Here is a 21593-nt window from a genome sequence, read left to right as displayed (position 1 = left end):
TAAAGCCCATGGAAAATACCCATACTTTGCTTGCAGGGCAGCGCTTCCTTTTGCAGGAGGAGGAAAAATTCATCCAGGTCCTCTCGGGGGCCGTGGAAGTATATGCCGTGACCCGCACCGGGGAGGAGCTTTCCTTCCGCCAGTGCTATCTGCTGGCTCTGGGGGCGGGGGAGGCGGCCTTTCCTGCCATGGACGAGTTCGACGAACTGTACATCCAGCTCTACGCCAAGGAGGACACGGAGTTTTCCCTCTGTCCCATGGAAGAAATGAGGACAGAGGAGCTGCGTTCCCTGATGGAGCATTGGTTCCGCCGCCTGGTGCATATTTCCTGGCTGCGGGAGAAGGCTGACAAGGGGGACGATATGCTGCAGGCCTGGCGGCAGAAGGGAATGTTGGCCGAGTTTGCCAGCCCCGCCGCCCTGCTGGCTGAGTTCCGAGAGAACCAGCAGATTCTCTCCATGTTTTTGGGGATGCAGTTCGGCGCCGAGGACAAGCGCCTTTCCCGTCGCATCCGCGTCAGAAAAATGGCCAAAAAGGTGCTGTTGGAAAACGGAATCAGAGGCCTTCTGGGGGAGGAGCAGCTTTTTGCCGGGGAAAGTGAAGGCGTGGCCGGCAGTCCCGAGGTCATGGATGCCGCCTTCGTGGTGGCACGGGTGGCCAAGGCTCTCTCCATGCCCACGGACAATCTGGGCATTTCCGAGGAAAAGGCCAGAGAACTGGAAACTGTGGGACTGCTCAGGGCTATGACCCAGAAGGGCAATATGCAGATGCGCCTGGTGACTCTGCCGGAGGGCTGGTACAAGAAGGACACCGGGGTCATGATTGGCTTCTACTCCGGGGCTGAAGGCAGGAAGGAACTGGCAGCTCTCATCCCCGAGACTCCGGAAAATTATCGCATCGTGCTGAGGCGGAAGCCGGAGGGCATCCCTCTCACAGACGAGGAAGCCAGGAAGCTGACTCCCGATGCCTTCCAATGCTATGCAGGCTTTCCCGCCAGGGCGCTGAAGCTTCTCGATTTGGTGAAGTTCATGTTTCGCCAGTGCTGGATGGCAGACTACCGCACCATCATCATCTGCAGCCTCTTTGCCGGACTTATTCCTTTGGCTACGCCTATCATCACGGAAACCATCTTCCAGGATATCATACCTATCCTGGACAGGCAGGGGCTGGCCACAGTGACCCAGGCCCTGATGGTTACCAGCTTTACCACGGCGGCCCTGGGTATCGTGCGTTCCATTGCGGTGATGCGCATTTCTTCCCGCATCGAGATCAGCGCCGAAGCCGCCATGTGGGGGCGGCTCATGCAGCTGCCCACCAAGTTCTTCCGGCGCTTCACAGTAGGGGAGCTGGCCAGTCGCATGGGGGGCATCGGCATTGCCAAGAGCCTGGCCTCCGGGGAGTTCGTCGGCTCCATCCTTTCCTTCATCTTTTCCTTCTGGAGCATCTTCCTCATGTGCTACTACAGCCTGAAGCTGACAGCGGCAGCCATTGCCGTCTGGATTGTTTACGGCATTTTCGTGGGGCTGGTCCTCAGGCGGGTGCTGTTCTTCCAGCGGAAGATCATCGAGGCGGGGAACAAATCTGCCGGCACTGTGCAGCAGATTTTCGCAGGGCTGCAGAAATTCCGGGTGCAGGGGGCGGAGGAACAGGCCTACAGCCTCTGGTCACGCACCTTCGGTGAGCATTGGAACTGGAGCCTGAAGCTGCGCTGGCAGAACAACTACACCTCTATCATCGCCAGCATCCAGCCCTTTGTTCTCACGCTGATCCTTTATTGGATTGCCGTCTATGGCATGAATGAGCTGGGACCTGATGGCAGGACGGTGAAGCAGGGCATCGGCTATGCCCAGTTCATCGCCTTCAATGCTGCCTATTCCAGCTTCAACGGCGTAGTGGGAGGTGTCCTGGGGCTGGTGAGCCAATATTTTGCTATCCAGCCCCAGCTGGAGAATTTGAGGCCCATACTGGAAGCTGTGCCTGAGACCACCGAGGAAAAGCGTGACGCAGGGAAGCTCTCCGGCTCTTTTGAAGTCAGCGGCCTCACCTTTGCCTACAGCCATGTGGTGACTGACCAGAAGGGAGGCGTCACGGAGGTGGAGGGCAAGGAGGTGCTCCAGGATGTGAGCTTTTCCGTGGCCGCCGGGGAGAATGTGGCCATCGTAGGCCGCTCCGGCAGCGGCAAGAGCACACTGGTGCGCCTGCTGCTGGGCTTTGAGGTTCCCAAGCGGGGCAGCATCACCTTTGATGGGCAGGATTTGTCGGAGCTTTCCCTGCCTTCGGTGCGTTCCCAGATGGGGGTGGTCCTGCAAAACGGCCAGCTCATGACGGGAGATATTTTCACTAATATCGTAGGTACGAAGATGCTCACCCAGGATGATGCCTGGGACGCTGCGGAAGCGGCAGGCATAGCCGAGGACATCGCCGAGATGCCCATGGGCATGCAGACTGTCATCAGCGAGGGCAGCTCCAATATCTCAGGCGGCCAGCGGCAGCGGCTGCTCATCGCCCGGGCACTGGTGGGGAAGCCCTCCCTGCTGATTTTTGACGAAGCCACCAGCGCCCTGGACAACCGCTCCCAGGCCATCGTCACCAGGAGCCTGGAAAAGCTCAAGGCCACCCGCATCATCGTGGCCCACCGTCTTTCCACCATCAGAGGGTGTGACCGCATCATCGTCATGGATGACGGCCGCATTGCCGAGACGGGTACCTTCCAGGAACTGGTGGACCAGGGAGGTCTCTTTGCCGAGCTGGTGAAACGCCAGCAGGTGGCATGAAAAAGGTCAGTTACGAACTCTATACACAGAAGGTGACCAAGGTATGAAAAAAGCAATAGTTTTAGCAATAGCCGCACTTTCCTGCTGCCCCTGGGGCGTGGCGGCGGCAGATGATAATGAGGAGTTGGAGGCAGCTTTGGGGCAGGCGGCCATGGCTGCCGCCGAACCCGCAGCTCTGCCGGAGGAAATGCCGTTGGAAGGCCCCGTGCGTCTGAGCCTGGCTGAGAGCATAGGCCTGGCTCTGGATACAGATGAGACCATTGAGGCTGCCGAAGCCGGCAGGAAGGCGGCCCGCTGGGACCTCTCCGCCGCCCGCCGCGCCAAGGGCCCCTCTATCACCTGGAATTCACAGGCCTACCGCATCGGGGGCAGGAATTACAGGTCGGCTAAGATGGCCCATGATAACTATGGCAATCCCCATCGGGAGACAGTACCCGTGGGCTACGTTATGGGGCAGATACCTGTGCTCACTACCCAGACCGTAGGTTCTTATGGCTACAGCAACACCTTTGCCAACAGCTGGGGCTTGTCCATTCCCCTCTATACCGGGGGACAGCTGGAGAACCAGATTGCCCTCAACCGCTACCGGCTGAACCAGGCAGACCTGACGGTGGAGAACCAGCGCCAGCAGACCCGCTACAAGGCGGCTGAGGCCTATGCCAATCTGGTGCACAGGGAAAATCTGGCCCGCATTGCCCGGGAGGCAGTGAACATGGCGGATATGCAGCTGCGGTTCATTTCCGACCAGTACAGCGAGGGGGCTGTAGCCAAGGCAGATGTGCTGCTGATGGAAGTCCGCCGCTACAATTACCGGCAGAATCTGGTGAACGCCGAAGGTGCCGCAGAGGTGGCCCGCGCCACTCTGGCCAGGGTGGTGGGACTGCCCAGGGGGACAGTGGTAGAACCCACGGATGCCTTCACCTATGAGCCATATCCCCGGGATTTGGCAGAATGTGAGGATTACGCCCTGGCGAACAGGCCCGACGGGCTGGCGGCAGAATACGCCGTGAAAGCCGCCGAGGCCAAAAAGGAAGCTGCCAAGGCAGGCTATCGTCCCCAGATCAAAGGGGTGGCGGGCCAGAGCATCGCTTCCAATGAGCCCTTCCGCAGCGAGCGCAGCAACAGCTGGGAAGCCGGCATCAGCCTGTCCTGGAGTCTCTTTGACAACGGCGTGACTAGGGCCAATGTGGGCAGCGCCAAGGCAGCTATAGAACAGTACGAGGCCGAGGCCCGCCGGGTGAAGAAAAACATCGCCCTGGAAACCAGCTCCGCTTATACGGAGATGAAGGCGGCCGAGGCGAATATCCGCGAGGCGGCTGCTTCGGTAGCCAAGGCAGAGGAAAGCTATATGATTGCCCAGGTGCGCTATGAGGAAGGCGTGGATATCCTCCTCTCGGTGGCAGATGCCCAGGAACGGCTCACCCAGGCAAGATCGAACTACTGCACGGCCCTCTATCAGTACAACCTGTACCGCGCAGCTCTGGAAAAAGCCATGGGGATGCCCGTGGGGTTTGACGCAGCTGTTTACGATGAGGCCGCCCAGATGGGGGCTTCCGCTGACAAGGCGCTTGAGCAGGCAGAAAAATTTTTGCAGGAGGAGGAAGAGGAGGAAAAATAATGGCAAAAATCGCGTCATTCCCCATCAAAAAGGACACGGACTACTGGGGTCGTGTGGCCCAGGCCGCTGTCACGGATGAGGGGGCGTTCACAGAGCTGTATGAGCATTTCTTCCCCCGGGTCTACAAGTTCCTGCTGAAGAGAACTCTGGACAGCACCCTGGCAGACGAGCTGGTCAGCGATACTTTCCTGCGCTGCTTCCAGCATCTGAAGGACTATGACCCGGAGCGGGGGGCCTTCTCCACCTGGCTTTTCCGCATTGCCCAGAACGCCATGAACAAGCGCTATGGCTCCCGGGAGTTCACTACGGAGACTGCCTGGGATGAGGCTTTCGACCCTGCGGGGCCGGACAGCGAGACCCCGGAGCAGCAGGTCCTCTCTGACGAGCGCAACGAGGCCCTGCGGAGGGCCATCAAGCAGCTGCCGGAACGCCAGCAGAAGATATTGGAAATGACCTACTGGCTGGAAATGAAGTCCAATGAGATAGGGGAAGCCCTGGGCATGGCCCCCAGCTCCGTGCGGGTGGCCTTGAAACAGGCCCGGGACAGCCTGCGGAAGATATTGGGAGAAGAGTAGGAGGTAATCATGGCAGAAAATATCATATGTGAGGTCAGTGAGTATAAGGGCTGGACGCTCTTTTCCCTGGGAGGGTGCCTGGACAAGACGAATGCCGGGGAAGCCGGGGACAGGCTGAATGAGCTCGTGCAGCAGAGCAGCAAGCTGGCGGTGGAAATGTCAGGTCTGGAATACATATCCAGTGCAGGCATCAGGATTCTCCTGCGCGCAGGCAGGCAATGCAAGGCCGAAGGCAAGGCCTATGCCATCTGCGGAGCTGCCGGCTTCGTGAAGGAAGTCATAGAGGATGCCAATCTGGATGTGCTGGTGGCGATGTACCCCAGCGAAGAGAGTTTGCCATAATTGAAAGGGGGCAGGGCCGTGGAACTCAAGATAAGGGGCAAGGCCCTGCTTTTTATAGGTACGGCGGGACTGTGTACCTCCCTGCTATTGGGAGGACTTTTTCTTTGGGGCATGACTGCTTCGGAGAAATTGCTGGACAGCAAGACGGAAGAGCTGTCCGGGGCGGTTACCCTGGAAGCGGAGCGCTTCGCCGGGGAAGAAATGCAGAAGCGTCTGGAAGCGGTGGTGCGCCAAAAGGCTGCCTACATAGACCTTTTCATGATAGAGATGCAGGGGGATGTGCGGCTGCTGGCCCATCAGGTCACCAAGCTGATGAAGGAGAGGCAGGCTGTCTCCCCGGGGCTGGTGCATGACCCCAGGCAGGAGGTGGTGCGCTCCGGGCAGCTGTATTTCCTGGCCGGTGCCGCCGGCGGCAGCCCCACCCCGTCAGCTTTGCGGGCCGCCCAGGCAGGGGAATTCATAGAGCGCCTTGCAGAGAGCCATAAGGTGAAGCCCCTGCTTTTTTACATTGGTTCCAAAGAGGGTTGGAGCCTGCGCATGGATTTCCTGGCAGCTGCGGAGGACCTCATCAACCTGCCCCCGGAGGTCGTGACGCCTGCCTATGATGCCAGGGACAGGAACTGGTACAAGGCAGGGCAGGAGGCCCTGGGGCAGGATAAGCCCGTCTATCTGCCCCTCTATGTTTCTCTGGGAGGGGAGGTCCTCATTAACTGCGCCATGCCCTATGAGGATGAAGAGGGCTTTGCCGGGGTGGTAGGCCTCTCCCTGCCGCCGGCGGCCCTTTATCAGGAAATCGAGGGGGAAGTGCTGTCCGGTGACAAGATAGCCTTTGCCCTGAATTCCCAGGGGCAGGTGGTCTTTTCCTCCATCCGGGAAGGGGTGCTGGCATCCAACCGTCCGGATTTTGACCTGAGAAGTGCTGAGGACGAGGGAATCGCCGCTGCCGCAGAGGCCATGCTGACCCATCAGAGCGGCTCCCGCCGTGTGCAGGTGCAAGGGGAGGACTATTATCTGGTCTATGCCCCCATAGGTGAGACAGGCTGGAGCCTGGGTGAGCTGGTGCGCAGTGAGGAAGTTCTCTCCGATGCCCAATCCCTGGGCCGGCAGGTGCAGGAAGACCTGCAGGAGCTGCAGGGGGCGGCTGCCCCGCTGTTCCCGCGCATGAGGCTGCTGCTGTTCTGTTCTTTTGGCGTGCTGCTCCTGGTGCTGGCCTACGTGAGCTGGCGCTGGGCCAGCCGCTTCACGGAGCCGCTTTTGGCTCTGTCTGAAGGAGTAGGCCGGGTGGCGGGGGGACATTTCGAGGAGAAGCTGACCCTTTCCACCGGGGACGAGACAGAGGAGCTGGCGGATAGCTTCAACCTCATGACCGATGACCTGCAGGCCTATATGGACAGTCTCGCCGCCGCCCAGGCGGAAAAGGCCAAGGTGGAGGCAGGACTTGATGTGGCTGCCTCCATCCAGCAGGGCCTGCTGCCCCGGGAGATTCCCCAGAGCGAGAAGTTCTCCCTCCATGCCTGCATGGAACCTGCCAGAGAGGTAGGGGGAGATTTCTACGATTTCTACTGGCTGGATGAAAGCCATCTGGCCCTGACAGTGGCCGGGGCAGCCGATGCCGCCGAGGAAAAGGGCCGGGGCATTCCTGCAGCCCTTTTCATGGCCATGGCCCGCCTGGTGCTAAGGAACTGCCTCCTGGCAGAAGGAGTAGTCGACCTGGCCGCCGCCTGCCGCAAGGCCAGGCAGCGCATAGGGGAGGAGAGCCGGGAAGGTCTTTCTCTCACGGCCTTCGTAGGTGTGCTGGACACCCACACAGGGGAGCTGGCCTACGTGAACGCCGCCCCCGCCCTGCTCCTGCACGAGGGCATTCCCGCGAGCCTGCCGGTAAGCGCCGAAGAAATCCACCGGCAAAGCATACGGCTGGCTCCGGGCGACCTTCTCTGCCTCCATACAGCCCACAGCGTAGCAGAGGGCCAAGGACTGCCGGAGCATCTGCAGGAAAAACTCCCAGACGTCGCCTCCCCCGCCGAACTCACGGCTGTCCTTATAGGTCTGCTGAAAGCAGCAGGGCAGGAGGGAGATATAACGGTGCTGGCCCTGCAGTGGAAAGGGGGAAAAAACGCATAACACTTTTCCATATCTGGGGATATAAAGAACAGAAAGAACAACAAAGTTGAGATGGTCTTGAAAAACGTTGATTTAAGGAGGTTTTCAAAATGACTACGGATAAGCTGATGGGCAAGATGGATGAGATGGAGCTTGATGCAGTGGTGGGCGGTGTTGGCTACTGCTACTGGATGAAGGATGGAGATAAGTACAATTATGTGGCTGCAGACCGTCCCCTGTCCCGGGAAGAAGTGATCATGGTCTGGAATCACAATGCCATGACGCCGCTGATGCTTCCCCCCAGGACTGATGATAAGGGAAATGTCCTGCCAGGTACTCAGAATGTATATAAAGGGAAGGGCCTGAAGCAGGATGCTGTGGAGGGATTCATGAAACGCAACCTCGAGCGCTTTGGTGGTGAGTGCCACTATATCGAGTTCAAGTGAGGAAGAAACGCCTGCTGAATTTCAAGGTGCAGATAACTGAACAGAGAGAAAACAACCTTTCCAAAATCGGGGAAGGTTGTTTTTTGATGGCATATCTCCTTTTCTTGACACCGGCCCCCCATTTGCTACAATTGAAGCAAAGAGAATGTTCCACCATGGCAGGGGGGGGAGAGACATGGCAGAAGAAATCAGGAAGCTGCCCATTGGGGTGCAGAGTTTTGAAAAAATGAGAGAGGACGGCTTCATATATGTGGACAAGACCCGCTATGCGCATGAACTGGTTATGAATGGCGGCTAGTATTTCCTCAGCCGTCCCCGGCGCTTTGGCAAGAGTTTGTTCCTTTCCACCTTGAAGGCTTATTGGCAGGGCAGGAAGGATCTCTTTGAAGGTCTGGAGATTGCAGAGCTGGAGAAGGACAGCGAGGGGGCTTTTGAGCCGTATCCCGTGTTCTACTTTGACTTCAACGGGCAGAATTACCAGGCTGCGGCTTTGGAAGAGGTGCTGGACGGAATGCTGTCGGACTGGGAGGAAATATATGGCTGTGAGAAAATGGGGTTACTTAGCGACAGGTTCAAGAGACTCATGAGGACTGCTGAAGAAAAGACGGGCAAGAAATGCGTGGTGCTGGTGGACGAGTATGACAAGCCCCTATTGGAAGTTTTAGAGAATGACGAACTGGAGGAGCACAACAAGGCAGTCTTCAAGGGCTTCTTCGGCACGCTGAAAAGCTATGATGAATATCTGCGGTTCGTCTTTATCACCGGTGTCACCAAGTTCAGCAAGTTGAGCATTTTCAGCGACCTGAACCAGCTGAATGATATTTCCCTCAACGAAGAGTATGCGGGTATCTGTGGCATTACAGAGGCGGAGATGGAGGAAAATTTTGCGCCGGAGATAGAGGGCATGGCGGGGAAACTGGGCATTGACAGGGACGAATGCCTGGCCACGCTTAGGAAAATGTACGATGGCTACCATTTCCACCCTGATGCCACAGGGATATACAATCCCTTCAGTCTGCTCAAGGCCTTTTGGGGGAAGGAGCTTGGGTACTACTGGTTCGGTACGGGTACCCCTACATTCCTTGTACGCAGGATGAAAGATATGCACTTCTATGTGCGGCAGCTGGAGGCGGGGGCGATTCATGCCACCGTGGGGGCTCTCAGCGACTATCGGGCAGAGAACCCGGACATTGTACCGCTGCTTTACCAAACCGGTTATCTTACCCTTTTGGGCTACGATGCCCGCAAAAGGCGCTATACATTGGACTTTCCCAATGAGGAAGTCAAATACGGCTTCCTGGAAAGCCTGCTGCCTGTCTACACTCCGGCAGCTGTCCCAGGGCGGGGGATGGATTTTTTTGCCCTGGATGACAGTCTGGATGCGGGGGATACCGAAAGAGTGGGAGAAATCCTCACCGCCCTTTTTGCCAGCATACCCACTGCGAAGTCCGCAGTAGCCGGGGGCGGGCGGACTGTGTGCTGGAGACGGATAGATTTTTTACATCTTTGAATTCAAAGTGGGCAAGAGCGCCAGAGAGGCTCTGGAGCAGATCGAGGAAAAGGGGTATGCCGCACCCTACGGAGCAGACAAGCGACAGCTTTTCAAGATTGGTGTGAATTTCGACTCGGAGAGCAGAAGCCTCTCGGAGTGGCTGGTGGGATGAGGTTTGCATTGAGTTTGGGCGAGGCTTGGAAACAGCCTCCTTTTTTCTTCCCCCGGCAGGAATCCGCCTGTCTGTGTTGGCAACATTTCCATGTTTATTTCCAGAAAATCATAAAATACCTATAACACTTTTCCTGTTGAGGGGATATAAAGAACAAAGAAAGATATATCGTTAGGGAAAGGAAGTAATGATCATGACTAGCACAAAACTCGAACAAGACCTGGAGAGATTTGATTTTTCAAGCTGCCACTCCGTCAAGGAAAGGCTGTACCAGCAGCTCCTCAATATGCACCGCATGGAAAACTCCGCCAGCCATAATCTCTGGGCAGGGAAGAAGATGGGGGACGAGGAGATGGAATGGGCTGCAGCCGCAGGCAATCCTGCCTTGCAGAATAACAAGGTTGACCCCAGAGGCAAGAAATGAAACCGGGCATAAGGAAGAGACTGTTCCTGCTCATGCTGTCCGGGAGTGCCCTTAGCTTCCTGTTTTTGGGGCTGCCTGTCCTGTACGGCATCTATGAGCTGCAAACTATCGTGGGCCAAAAGGAGGAGGCCATCTCGCGGGAAATTTCCTACTACACCACGGACTTTGCCAAGGAACAGGCCCAGGAGCAGATGGAGAGTGAAGCTGAAATCCATGCTGGCATCATGGCTTATGAGGCAGAGGAGGTGCAGTCCGATGTACTGTATCTCGCCGGGGAGCTGAAGGCAATTCTCAATTCTCCTGAGCAGTATCCTTCCATAAATTTACCAAATGCTACTTACGAAGCTGTTCCTGCGGGAACAGCTTACGTCCATTTCAGCCCGGAGCTGGCAAAGGCGGGCCTTACACCGGAACTGGAGCGGGAAATCCGCGCAGTCTCCAATCTGGCCACCACCATGGTCAGCCTGAGCCGTTATTATAAATGCGTGTTTGTAGGCTCAAGCCACGGCTATATGATCCGTGTGGATAAAAGCGAAACGCCGGGAGCTCTTTCACACCTGAGCATGGAACGCTGGCAGAAGACTTATGATGTCAGGGATAGGGCCTGGTATCAGTGGGGGTTGAAGCAGCAGACTATTGCCTTCAGCAGTGTCTATGAGGGGACGGATGGCATTCCCATTATTTCCTGTGTCATGCCTTATTATGATGAAGATGGCATTGCAGGGGTGCTGGGGGTGGACTGCGAGCCGGGGAACGTCCTGCCCATTGAGCAGGAAGGGGGACTTTCTTGCTTTGTGCTTGGCAAGGAAGGAGAAGTCTTGCTCTCCCATCTGCCGCAGGAGCTTGCCAGTGAAATTCCGGAGGGGAAGAACCTCAGGGAAAGCCCCATCACCAGCCTGGCCTTCGCCGCCCGCCGCATGGTGCAGGGCAACGTGGGCTATCGGAAGGTGAGGCTGCTGGGGGAGGAGTACTACCTTTCCTATGCCCCGTCCCCCAAGATCTCTTGGAGCGTGGGCACTCTTATTCAGAAGAAAAAAGTGACCAAGGCCGCAGGGGAAGCCCAGTCCCGTATGCTGGGCCAGTTGGATGAGCTGCGCAGCTCCTTCCAGCGGCTTTTCGCCACCCTGCTGCTGGCGGTGCTGGGGGTGCTGCTCTTGGCCGTGGCGCTGGTGTCCTATGGCAGTGCCCGGGCCTCGGACTTCTTCTGCCGCCCTTTGAGGAAGCTGATGGCAGCGGCAGGGGAAATCTCCCGGGGTAATTTCTCCTGCAAGGTGGAGGTGCATACGGGAGATGAGTTGGAGCAGCTGGCCTCTTCCTTCAATGGCATGACAGACGAGCTGGAGCGCTACGAAAAGGAGATTGCCAGTACGGCCCGCGAGACTTCCCGGCTGGAGGCGGAACTGGCGGCGGCAGCCCATATCCAGACCAGCCTGCTGCCGGCCCCGCTGCCTCCCCGGGAAGAGTTCCAGCTGGCGGCAGCTATGTATCCTGCCAAGGAAGTGGGGGGAGATTTCTACGATTTCTTCTATGTGGATGAAGAGCGCCTGGCGGTAATCATCGCAGATGTGTCGGACAAAGGCGTGTCGGCCGCCCTGTTCATGGCTGCAGCCAAAACCGTGCTGAAGAATTCGATTTTGTCAGGGGCAGAGGGCAGTTCTCTGGCAGAAGCCGTGGCCGCGGCCAATGACCAGCTGTCGGCAGATAATGATGAGGGGCTGTTTGTGACGGTCTTTGCAGGTATCCTGCATCTGGCCACAGGAGAATTCGAGTATGTCAATGGGGGGCACAATCCGCCTATACTCCTGCAGGGCGAAGAAGCACCCGCCTATCTTCCCCAGACCAGGAAAAGTCCTGTCCTGGGCATGATGGAAGGTATTCCCTTTGAGGAAAAAAGGCTTTGCCTGGCCCCGGGCAGCCGGCTTTTCCTCTACACGGACGGCGTGACGGAAGCCATGGATGAAAGCAGGCAGATGTTCACCAAGGAGCGTCTGGAAAAGAAGCTGTCCCTGCTGTCTGCCAGGGCTGCCATGGACGAGATCTTAGAAGCCATACTGCTGGAGGTAAAAAGCCATGCAGGGGCGGCTGAGCAGTCGGATGACATCACCATGCTGGCGCTTAAGTATGCCGGCAAGGCCGGACTTTCCCCTGCCCGGTGACATAAGTAAAAATAAGCTGCCCCCGCCTGCAGAGGTGGGGGGACAGCTTATTTCATGCGATTGAGGAATTCCGGTCAGCCGCCTGCTGGCTGGTCTTTTATCTGGCGGCTTCCTGCACGATGGCCAGAGCCCATCTGGCGGCATCGTAAAGGTCTTTTTCCTCAAGGTATTCTTCCTTGGTATGGGCTTTTTCCATGCCTACGGAGAGGACGGCAGTGGGGATGCCGTAGGTGTTGAAATGGTTGGCATCTGAGCCGCCGCCGGATTCCTCCAGGGTCACGGGGAGCCCCAGCTTTTCTGCCGCCCGGGCGGCAGTGCGGATGGCGGGGCAGTCCTTCTCCAGCAGATAGGGGCCGTAGTCGGGGCTGACTTCGGCGGTAATCTTGCAGCCTGCAGCCTGGACGCCATTGGTGAAGTGCTCACAGATTTCTTTGGTTAGCCTCTCTAGCTTCTCCTTGTCACGGCTGCGGCTTTCGTAGAAGATGTCGCAGCTGTCGGCCACTATGTTGGTGGCGGAGCCGCCCACAATCCGGCCCAGGTTGCAGGTGGTTTCCTCATCAATGCGTCCCTGGGGGGCGGTGGCAATGAGACGGCCTGCAGCGCAGATGGCATTGATGCCGTCCTCTGGATTGACTCCCGCGTGGCTGGCTTTGCCTTCCACGTGGATCCTGATCTGGTTTTTCCCCGGAGCCATGAAAGTGATGCCGCCGGGATGGTTGTGGGTGTCAAAGGTGAAGCCGAAGTCGGCGTGGAGGAGGCTCTGGTCAAGGTTCTGGGAGCCATGCACCCCGTTTTCCTCGGCCACTGTGAAGACCACCTGCAGGGGGCCGTGGGGGAGATGACGCTCTTTCAGCTGGCGCAGGGTCTCAAGGATAGCCACCACTCCCGCTTTGTCATCGCCCCCCAGGATGGTGGTGCCGTCAGAGCGGATGATGCCGTCCTGCACGATGGGCTTCACCCCTGTGCAGGGTTCCACGCAGTCCATGTGGGCGGTGAGCATGAGGGTGGGTGCTTCTGCTGTGCCGGGGAAATCTGCCACCAGATTACCCGTATTGCCGCCGATTTTCTCTCCGGCATTATCCTCCCGGACGGTGCCGCCCAGGTCCTGCAGCCTTTGAGTCAGCAGGTCGGCTACTTCCCGCTCGTCCTTGGTGGAGCAGCGGATCTGCACCAGTTCGAGGAATTCTTCCAGCACTCTCTTTTCATTTATCATGGCAGGCACCTCTGAAATAATATTTATCCAAACCGCCGTAAAACCCCTAGCTTCAGCTATGGGGATATAAGGCGGGTCTGGCGAATTTGCGAAAGCAATTGAAGCCAGACAACCTAGATAGTGTTGTATTAGTTTTCTTGGAGTAGTATAATACGAATATGGGAGAAATCAAATACCACTCGAGTCACAATGTAGTATATTCATGCAAATACCATATTGTGTTCTGCCCCAAATACCGCAGAAAAGTCTTGGTCAATGGCGTTGACACCAGACTGAAGGAGCTGGTCAAGTCAATCTGCGAAGAAATCCAGGTCGATGTAATCGAAATGGAAATCATGCCAGACCACGTACACCTTCTGCTGGAGGTTCCCCCTCAATTCGGCATACACAAAGCCGTAAAAACTATAAAAGGGAAGACCTCTCGTATCTTGAGGCAGGAATTTCCATGGCTTACTACTAAGTTACCAAGCTTGTGGACAAACAGCTATTTCTGCTCTACTGTCGGCGGTGCTCCGCTTAACATCGTGAAGCAGTATATCGAGAGCCAGAAAACATCGCAAAGGAAGTGAGAAAATGGACAAGTACACAATGGGCTTCAAATTCAGAATATATCCGAACCATGCCCAGCAAGAACTAATTAACCGTACTCTGGGCTGTTGCCGATTTGTGTTCAATCATTTTCTCGCCATCCGTAGAGATGAATGGACTGCAAACCATAAGTCTGTAACCTACAATCAGACCAGTGCTATGCTGACGGACTTGAAAAAGTATGAGGAGTATGGCTGGCTGAAAGAGGTGGACAGCATGGCATTGCAGGAGTCCTTGAAGAATCTCGATATAGCATACCAGAATTTCTTCAAGCACCAATCAAGATACCCACGCTTCAAGTCTAAGCATAACCATAGCCAATCCTACCGCACCAGGAATCAGGGAAACGGTATACGTATCATAAGGAATCGAATTAAACTGCCAAAAATCGGAGCTGTGAAAATCAAGCAGAGCCGTGAATTTGACGGGCGAATCCTCAATGCTACGGTCAGCCGTGCTGCTTCTGGTAAATATTTTGTGTCTTTGTGTGTAGAATTGGACAGGGGAAGTTTGCTCAAGACCAATGACGGCGGAGAAATAGGCATTGATGTAGGTTTGAAAGAGTTCTATTCAGACAGTAATGGAAATACTGTTGCCAATCCCAGAATCCTGCGGTGTTTGACTAGAAAGTTGGTTCGAGAGCAAAGAAAGCTTTCTCGAAAAATGCCAAGGTCTGCAAATCGCGGCAAAGCCAGAATCCGTGTTGCCAGAGTACATGAGCGTATATCCAATATCCGCAGGGACTTCCTGCACAAGACATCAACTGTATTGGTCAGGCAGAATAAAACTATAGCCATAGAGCACTTACAAATCAAGAATATGCTGAAGAACCATAAATTGGCTCGTGCCATATCAGATGTAAGCTGGTCTGAGTTCTTCCGTCAGCTTGAGTATAAGGCAGAATTGCATGGCTCTGACGTTCTGAAGGTAGATACATTCTACCCGTCTAGCCAAACCTGTTCTGAATGTGGCTATCAGAACACGGAAACTAAAAATCTTGGTATCAGGGATTGGACTTGCCCTGCATGTAGCTCACACCATGAGCGAGATACCAATGCCGCAATAAACATACTGCGAAAGGCAATAGAGCAAAAACAGATTGCCTAACATAAATCAGTACCGTGGGACACACGGAAATTCACGCTTGGGGAGAACGTGTAAGTCGGAATAACTACGGTTAGGCCGCAGTGTTCAGCGAACCAAGAATCCCCTGCGTTTACGCATGGGGAGTGTCAAGCAGACATAAGTATACAGTATCGCTGATTGGCTGACAATCAGAAATGTGCTCAATAGGTGGACACCGGGCGTTTTTTTGACAATCTGGTGGACATCAGTCAGGCATGGCAGGAAGATAGTCTTTGGCGGCGAATAGATAAGGTATGACTTTTATGGGAATGGTGTTAAAATATGAACAGGTCAGTCCGGCAAAGGGCTGACGGCAGCAAAAAACTACGAAAGACGGAGCATAGTATGTCATTATCTGGAGATTTAGTCGTGTTCATTGATGCGGAGAACGCCTCGCCCAAGTGGGGGGTGCCGCTGTATGTCTGGCTTTGCCAGAATTTCAAGGTACGGGAGTGTTACTGCGTGGGAAACCGCAAGGCGGTGCCTCATGACTATCTGCTGCTGGAGGGAACCAGGTTCCATCTGGTGAACAGCGACCTGGGGAAGGATTCGGCAGATACCTGGCTGGTGATGCTGGGGAGCCGGGAGCTTTGCCTCAGGCGCTCGGTGAAGAAAATCGCCATCCTGTCCAACGACAGGGATTTTGCGCCCCTGGCATATCTGGCAGCAGAGCGGAAGAAGAAGCTCATCATCTACGCCGCCAACCACGTGGGCACCGAGAGCCTCAGGCAGGCCATCAAGCGCACGGAGGCAGGAGAGGCGGCTTCTGTGGAGGTCATCGAGCTGGACAAGCTGGTGGGGCGGCAGCTGGAGCAGCCCCATGAGAACCTGCGCACCAAACTGCTGACCGGGGCCAGGAACATCATCAAGTTCCCCCAGCGGCTCTGGAAGAAGAAGGAGGAGCCGCCCCTTCCCAGCCCCCAGGTCATGGAAACCCATGAGCTGGTGCCTGCCCCCAAGAAAAAGCCCAAGGTTGCGAAGAAAAAGGTCGGAGGCAAGAAGGCTTCAGAACTGAAAAGGGAACTGAAGATTTCCTTCAGCCAGCCCGGAGGGGAAAGCGAGAAGTGCTTCAAGTCCATTTCCGTCAGCGCCCACAATTATCTGGCCCGCCGCCAGGACAAGCTCAGGCTGGTCCTGGGCATGGGCAGGAACGGCGAGTTCATGGAAATCCCCTTTGTGGATGGCATGCAGGAAAGCACCTTTGTGGAGCTGCTGATCACTTTCGGCATCATCAAGGGGGGAAATGTGGGACAGGACTTCTACAGCTCCCTGGGGCTGGTGTGCAGGAAAAAGGCTGTCTACTATGACCGGGAGGGCCTGGAAGTAGAGGCAGATGAAGCGGGAAATGTGAGCGCCTGAGGATGGGCCTCCTTCCTGCTCCGGCTTTGGCCCTGGGTGTGCAGGGTGGAAAAAGCCGGGAGCATTTGTTACAATGTAAAGAGTTCATTTATTTTTCATAATTTATAAGGAGGTTTTATTATGGTAGAAGAATTCAAGAAATTCATCATGCGGGGCAATGTGCTGGACATGGCAGTAGGTATCATCATCGGTGCCGCCTTCGGCAAGATTGTCACTTCCTTCGTCAATGACCTGCTCATGCCGCCTTTGGGACTTATTCTGGGAAATGTTGATTTTTCCAATCTCTTCATCAATCTTTCCTCCACTCCTGCCGCCACGCTGGCTGAGGCCAAGGAAGCAGGGCTGCCTGTCATCGCCTACGGTGCTTTCCTGAACTCTGTGGTGGACTTCCTCATCGTGGCCTTCGCCATATTCATGCTGATCCGTCAGGTGAACAAGCTCATGCCCAAGAAGGAAGAGGCTGCTCCCGAGCCCCATCTCTGCCCTTACTGCAAGACGGAGATTCCCGAGGAGGCCACCCGCTGCCCCCACTGCACTTCCGAACTGAACTGAGGCAAGTGCCGGGGGAGCCTGCGGGAATTTTCATAAGGAGGGAGGGGAGTATATGAGCAATACCAAGATATTGGTGACGGCGCTCCTGACCTACATCGTGGTCTGCGTTGCAGGCGGGGCTGCCTATTATTACTACACTTATATGATGCCCCCTCCCATAGAGGCCGAGGCTGGGGAAGTGCCCCCGCCGCCTCCGCCGGGAACGCCCCCGGGACCACCGCCGGAAGAAAAACCGGAGGGGGCCGACAAGGCAGAGCTGGCCAGGGCCAAAGCTGAGGCCGCAGCCAAAGCGGCTGAGGAGGCAAAGGCCAAGCAGGAGGCCAGAAAGAACGCTGCCGTCAGGGAAAGGAATATGGCCAGGCTCACGGCTGCCATGGAGAAGAACAAGAATGGCACTGTGACCATCTACAGCTACTACAAGCCGGACCAGCCTCCTTCAGGGCTGTACCTGAACCCCAGTCTGGCGGTGGGCCGCAGCTGCCGCCTGCAGTATGAGATCTATTACTACTACAACATCAAGGATGGCAACGGCGAGGCCTGGATTTTCGGTGACAGCTTCGTCATCAAGGCCGGAGGCAAGCACTACGAGTTCCACCTGAACCCCCAGAAGCGTCAGAAAGCGCTGGCTCCTGACGCGGAATGGCTGTCGGAGCGCTACACCGGCGTGGCTGACGAATCATGGATGGAAGCCTTCCGGGCTGTGGCCGCCGCCGGCTACGGCACCATGACCTACTATCAGCAGGGAGGCAAGAGCGTCACCGCCGAGTTCAGCGGTCCAGCCTACCAGCATATCAAGGACATGGTGGAACTGTATGACCTGACATTTGAAGATAATAAGGCTGAGGCAGAGGATTGATTCCCCTGCCTTATTTTTTTGCATCTAAGAAAATTCTAATCATGGTGTGCTATCCTTTCCTGGTAACAGTTTTGGAAAGGAGATAAACACATGGGATATGACACAGATGTAATGATTGTCGCCGTGGTGGGCAAGCTGCTGGTTTTTGCGCTGGCTTTCCTGCTGCTTTGGTTTGGAAACAGGCGGGGGTGGAAGTGGTATGCTCTTGATAAGGCGATGGATAAGAAAACCTATCTGCGCCGATGGGGAATCCTGATGGGAGTGTCGGCTGCCATCTGTCTGGGGGGCGTTGTCTTCGGCGCCATACTGGAAATGAAGATGCTGCTGGGACTGGAGGCTGGGAAATATCTGCTGCTGGGAGTGCTGCCCATGCTGCCTGTTTCTGTGGTGCTCTACGCCCTGATGCTGGCGGTCATCATCAAGCGGGCCAAGGCCCTGAGATACGAGCAGGGGACCATGATTGCCGCCTTTGCCCTCATGCCGCCGCTGACCATGATTGCGCCTGTGACCTATTGGCTGCCCTGCCTGGTCCTTTATTTCATGACTGAAAAGGATGTGCCGGAGGGCGGGGAGGAAGACGCTGCTGTACTGATGGGAGGCGAGGCATAAATGGACGAGAAGATTTTCCTGCTGTATGAAAATGCCAGCGGACTGCTGTTTTCCCTGATGCTCCTGTGGATAGGCAACAGGCAGAAACTCAGCTGGTACCGGCTGGGAGAGGCCCTGGGGAAAAAGGAATTTTTCAGCTGGTGGTGGAAGGAACTGCTCTTGATGCTGGCCATGTTCTTCGGCGTGGCCACTCTGGCAGGCACCATGGAAGTCCTGAAGGAAATGGGAAGTTTCACGCCTATGATGTACGCTATTTTCTGGCTCCTGACGCCCCTTTACGTCATCTACTTCTCCCTGATGATAGCTATCCTGGTGCGCCGGGCCAGGGCCCTGAAGGGCGGCAAGGTCATAGGCGCCATAGCCATTATCCTGCTGATGCTGCCCAATGTCTTGCTGCAGATTCTGCTCTGGGTGCTCTATCTGGCACTCTATGTCTGGCCGGAAAAGGAAAATGAGCCGGTGCTGGCGTGAATATCGAGAACTTCTCTGCAAAAGCGGAGAAGTTTTTTATTGGATATAACTTCATTTTTATGGACATTTTTACGGTATTTTGGATTGTTTCTTCCTGATATCGGTCCTATAATTAGCACCGTAGAGAAAACACGAGAGAACTTCTTAGGAGGCTTAGTCATGAATTTCAAGAAAGTGGCAGCGGCTGTCTGCCTTTCCCTGGTGACTCTTTCTGGTGCTGTGCAGGCGGAACGGCCTGCGGATTTTCAGGATAAATACAATCTGGAGGAAATGGTGGTGCTGAGCCGCCACAATATCCGCTCTCCCCTGTCCGGCAATGGCTCTGCCCTGGGCAACCTCACGCCCCATGAGTGGTTCAAGTGGACCTCCGGCCCCAGTGAGCTTTCCCTGAGAGGCGGCCAGCTGGAGACCATGATGGGCCAGTATTTCCGCCAGTGGCTGGTGCGTGATGGCCTGATGACGGAGAACTACCTGCCTAAAGAGGGGGAGATGCGCTTTTATGCCAACTCCATGCAGCGCACCATTGCCACTGCCCAGTACTTCTCCAGCGGCATGTTGCCGGTGGCCAATGTGACCATCGAGCACAAGTTCGCTCCCAGCAAGATGGACCCGGTGTTCAACCCACAGCTGACCTTCGTCAGCGATGCTTTCCGCCATCAGGCCATGGAGGAAATCAGCGCCATGGGCGGGCAGAAGGGCCTGCAGGGCATCAACGACAAGATGGAAAAGGAATACCGGGTGCTGGAGAAGACCCTTGACCTGAAGGATTCCCCCATGGCCAAGAAGGACGGCTTCACCAAGTTCAGGAATGACGACCTGCAGATCCTGCTGGAGGTGAACAAGGAACCTGCTATGAAGGGCTCCCTGAAGCTGGCCAATTCCGCCAGTGACGCTTTCATTCTCCAGTATTACGAGGAGCAGGACAAGACCAAGGCAGGCTTCGGCCACAAGCTCACCCAGCAGGAATGGGAGCAGATAGCCAAGGTCAAGGACGTCTACGGCGATGTGCTCTTCACCGCCCCCAGCGTAGCCGTCAATGTGGCTCACCCCCTTTTGGAGGAAATGAACAAGGAGCTGAAGACCGAGGGCCGCAAGTTCACCTTCCTCTGCGGCCATGACTCTAATATCGCCAGCGTGCTGGCTGCCTTGGAGGTGGAGGAATACGAGCTGCGGGGCAGCATCGAGAAGAAGACCCCCATCGGCTCCAAGCTGGTCATCGAGAAATTCGCCGGCAAGGACGGCAAAGAATACGCCGCCTTCAGCCTGGTGTACCAGACCACCGACCAGCTCCGTGACCGCACTGCCCTGACCCTGGACACGCCCCCCGAGGTGTTCCAGCTGAAACTCAAGGGCCTGAAAGCCAACGCTGACGGCCTGTACCTCTTAAAAGACGTGCAGCAGCGCTTCCAGCAGGCCATAGATGCCTACGACAAGCTGCCCGCCGACAATAAGGCCGTTAAAGCCGCCTGATTGAAAAAACAAGAAACGAAAGCGCCCCCTGTGAGGATGGTATCTTCGCAGGGGGCGTGTTGTTAGTGGAGGCGTTAGAAAGCTTTTTCTGTTGCCAGGGATTTAGTATTGAAGTATATTTGAGGAAGAAGAAAAAACTATTGAGAGGCGGCAGGCAAATGAGTGGATTATTGACTAAAGACTTGGCTTACAAGCAGTGGGTTCAGTCTCTGAGCAAGAAATTTCGGCAGAGCCAGATCAAGGCCGCGGTGAAGGTCAACCGGGAAATGCTGGCCTTTTACTGGGAACTGGGCAGGGACATAGTGGAGATGAAGGCGGAGAGCCGGTGGGGAAGCGGGTTTATAGATGATTTAAGCAAAGACTTGCAACAAGAACTGCCAACAATTAAGGGGTGGTCTCCTACCAACCTGAGATACATAAAAAGATTCTATCAACTCTATAGCCCGCTGATTCAGTCACAAGTTGTGCCTAAATTAGCTTCAACGGAAATTCAGTCACAAGTTGTGACTGAATTGGATATGGAGAGTCTTTTTAGCATTCCATGGGGACACCATCGTAATATTATCTCGAAATGTCAAGGCAATTCGGCCAAGGCTGTTTTCTATATCAAGCAGACTATCGAAAATGGCTGGTCACGGGCGGTGCTTTTGAATTTCCTCGATACTGACCTATATGAGCGGCAGGGCAAAGCCGTCACAAACTTTGCGTCCATCCTGCCCCCGGAGCAGAGCGAGCTGGCCCAGGAGATAACCAAGGACCCGTATAACTTCGACTTCCTGACGCTGACGGCAAACTATCATGAGAAGGAACTGAAGGATGCGCTGATGGACAACATCACTAAATTCCTGCTGGAGCTGGGCAAGGGCTTTGCCTTTGTGGGAAGGGAATACCGCCTGACTGTTGGCAAGACGGAGCAATTTATCGACCTGCTTTTCTATCATATCAAGCTGCGCTCTTATGTGGTCATCGAGGTGAAGGTGACGGAATTCGAGCCGAGGGATATTGGCCAGGTCAGCACCTATGTGGCCGCCGTGGACGGAATGCTGCGGGGAGAGGGCGATGGCCAGACCATTGGCCTGCTTATCTGCAAGACCAAGGATGAGGTGCTGGCCAAATACGCCACCGTGGGGGTGAACCTGCCCATAGGAATTTCCGAGTATGAGCTGTCCAAGTTGCTGCCTGAGGAGTTCAAGGGGACTTTGCCTACTATCGAGGAGATAGAAAGCGAACTGAGATAGGGGGCGTATGTTT

The 21593-nt window shown here is 55.6% G+C and carries 19 protein-coding genes and 1 pseudogene; 19 read left to right on the top strand and 1 reads right to left on the bottom strand.

Features of this window, described 5'->3' with window-relative positions:
* Nucleotides 1–8: 8 nt before the first annotated feature.
* From P159_RS0104660 to P159_RS19120, 10 genes and pseudogenes are all read left to right on the top strand, one after another.
* Nucleotides 9–2774: an NHLP bacteriocin export ABC transporter permease/ATPase subunit gene (locus P159_RS0104660; RefSeq protein WP_051650115.1), complete on the top strand. Its 2766-nt coding sequence runs from the start codon at nucleotides 9–11 to the stop codon at nucleotides 2772–2774.
* Between the two features lie 43 nt (nucleotides 2775–2817).
* Nucleotides 2818–4392 carry a TolC family protein gene (locus tag P159_RS0104655; protein WP_051650114.1) on the top strand — a complete coding sequence of 525 codons (1575 nt, stop codon included), beginning with the start codon at nucleotides 2818–2820 and terminating at the stop codon, nucleotides 4390–4392.
* A complete protein-coding gene (locus P159_RS0104650; RefSeq protein WP_029541890.1) occupies nucleotides 4392–4967 on the top strand; it encodes a sigma-70 family RNA polymerase sigma factor in 576 nt (191 codons plus the stop codon). The genes P159_RS0104655 and P159_RS0104650 overlap by 1 nt, the downstream gene beginning before the upstream one ends.
* A gap of 9 nt (nucleotides 4968–4976) precedes the next feature.
* Nucleotides 4977–5309, top strand: coding sequence for an STAS domain-containing protein (locus tag P159_RS19125; RefSeq protein WP_051650113.1), 333 nt, complete (start codon nucleotides 4977–4979; stop codon nucleotides 5307–5309).
* A gap of 18 nt (nucleotides 5310–5327) precedes the next feature.
* Nucleotides 5328–7430 carry a cache domain-containing protein gene (locus P159_RS0104640; RefSeq protein ID WP_185753601.1) on the top strand — a complete coding sequence of 701 codons (2103 nt, stop codon included), beginning with the start codon at nucleotides 5328–5330 and terminating at the stop codon, nucleotides 7428–7430.
* An 89-nt stretch (nucleotides 7431–7519) separates the two neighbouring features.
* Nucleotides 7520–7855, top strand: a complete 336-nt coding sequence (locus tag P159_RS0104635; protein WP_029541886.1) for a hypothetical protein — start codon at nucleotides 7520–7522, stop codon at nucleotides 7853–7855.
* 145 nt (nucleotides 7856–8000) lie between these two features.
* A pseudogene (locus P159_RS18380) lies at nucleotides 8001–9365 on the top strand (AAA family ATPase).
* Nucleotides 9366–9372: 7 nt separating this feature from the next.
* Nucleotides 9373–9519 (top strand): PD-(D/E)XK nuclease domain-containing protein, encoded by a 147-nt coding sequence (locus P159_RS20860; protein ID WP_221174046.1) that lies wholly within the window; start codon nucleotides 9373–9375, stop codon nucleotides 9517–9519.
* Nucleotides 9520–9712: 193 nt separating this feature from the next.
* A complete protein-coding gene (locus tag P159_RS0104625) occupies nucleotides 9713–9943 on the top strand; it encodes a hypothetical protein (RefSeq protein ID WP_029541884.1) in 231 nt (76 codons plus the stop codon).
* On the top strand, nucleotides 9940–12099 hold the full coding sequence (locus P159_RS19120) for a SpoIIE family protein phosphatase (RefSeq protein ID WP_051650111.1): 2160 nt from the start codon (nucleotides 9940–9942) through the stop codon (nucleotides 12097–12099). The genes P159_RS0104625 and P159_RS19120 overlap by 4 nt, the downstream gene beginning before the upstream one ends.
* A gap of 97 nt (nucleotides 12100–12196) precedes the next feature.
* Here P159_RS19120 and P159_RS0104615 read toward each other — a convergent pair whose 3' ends face one another.
* Complete coding sequence (locus tag P159_RS0104615; RefSeq protein WP_029541880.1) at nucleotides 12197–13312, bottom strand: M20/M25/M40 family metallo-hydrolase; 1116 nt, start codon at nucleotides 13310–13312, stop codon at nucleotides 12197–12199.
* Between the two features lie 158 nt (nucleotides 13313–13470).
* On the opposite strand from P159_RS0104615, the gene tnpA reads away from it, so the two are divergent.
* The 9 genes from tnpA (at nucleotide 13471) to P159_RS0104570 (ending at nucleotide 21580) form a co-directional block, all read left to right on the top strand.
* The gene (gene tnpA / locus P159_RS0104610; protein ID WP_029541878.1) at nucleotides 13471–13881 is read left to right on the top strand and encodes an IS200/IS605 family transposase; all 411 of its coding nucleotides are present in this window, start codon (nucleotides 13471–13473) and stop codon (nucleotides 13879–13881) included.
* Between the two features lie 4 nt (nucleotides 13882–13885).
* Nucleotides 13886–15007, top strand: a complete 1122-nt coding sequence (tnpB, locus tag P159_RS0104605; protein WP_029541876.1) for an IS200/IS605 family element RNA-guided endonuclease TnpB — start codon at nucleotides 13886–13888, stop codon at nucleotides 15005–15007.
* A 387-nt stretch (nucleotides 15008–15394) separates the two neighbouring features.
* Entirely contained in the window at nucleotides 15395–16384 is a 990-nt protein-coding gene (locus P159_RS0104600) for an NYN domain-containing protein (RefSeq protein ID WP_029541873.1), read from the top strand.
* A gap of 120 nt (nucleotides 16385–16504) precedes the next feature.
* A complete protein-coding gene (gene mscL / locus P159_RS0104595) occupies nucleotides 16505–16936 on the top strand; it encodes a large conductance mechanosensitive channel protein MscL (protein ID WP_029541871.1) in 432 nt (143 codons plus the stop codon).
* A gap of 52 nt (nucleotides 16937–16988) precedes the next feature.
* Entirely contained in the window at nucleotides 16989–17792 is an 804-nt protein-coding gene (locus P159_RS0104590) for a hypothetical protein (protein ID WP_029541868.1), read from the top strand.
* A 90-nt stretch (nucleotides 17793–17882) separates the two neighbouring features.
* On the top strand, nucleotides 17883–18401 hold the full coding sequence (locus tag P159_RS0104585) for a hypothetical protein (protein WP_029541865.1): 519 nt from the start codon (nucleotides 17883–17885) through the stop codon (nucleotides 18399–18401).
* Nucleotides 18402–18872, top strand: coding sequence for a hypothetical protein (locus P159_RS0104580; protein WP_029541863.1), 471 nt, complete (start codon nucleotides 18402–18404; stop codon nucleotides 18870–18872).
* A 159-nt stretch (nucleotides 18873–19031) separates the two neighbouring features.
* The gene (locus P159_RS0104575) at nucleotides 19032–20342 is read left to right on the top strand and encodes a histidine-type phosphatase (RefSeq protein WP_029541862.1); all 1311 of its coding nucleotides are present in this window, start codon (nucleotides 19032–19034) and stop codon (nucleotides 20340–20342) included.
* 158 nt (nucleotides 20343–20500) lie between these two features.
* A complete protein-coding gene (locus P159_RS0104570) occupies nucleotides 20501–21580 on the top strand; it encodes a PDDEXK nuclease domain-containing protein (protein ID WP_029541859.1) in 1080 nt (359 codons plus the stop codon).
* Nucleotides 21581–21593 lie beyond the last annotated feature (13 nt).

The sequence above is a fragment of the Selenomonas sp. AB3002 genome (assembly GCF_000702545.1).
Classification (GTDB): Bacteria; Bacillota; Negativicutes; order Selenomonadales; family Selenomonadaceae; genus Selenomonas_B; species Selenomonas_B ruminantium_A.
The sequence above is the reverse complement of the archived record's forward strand: the minus strand, read 5'-3'. Positions and strand labels throughout refer to the sequence as shown.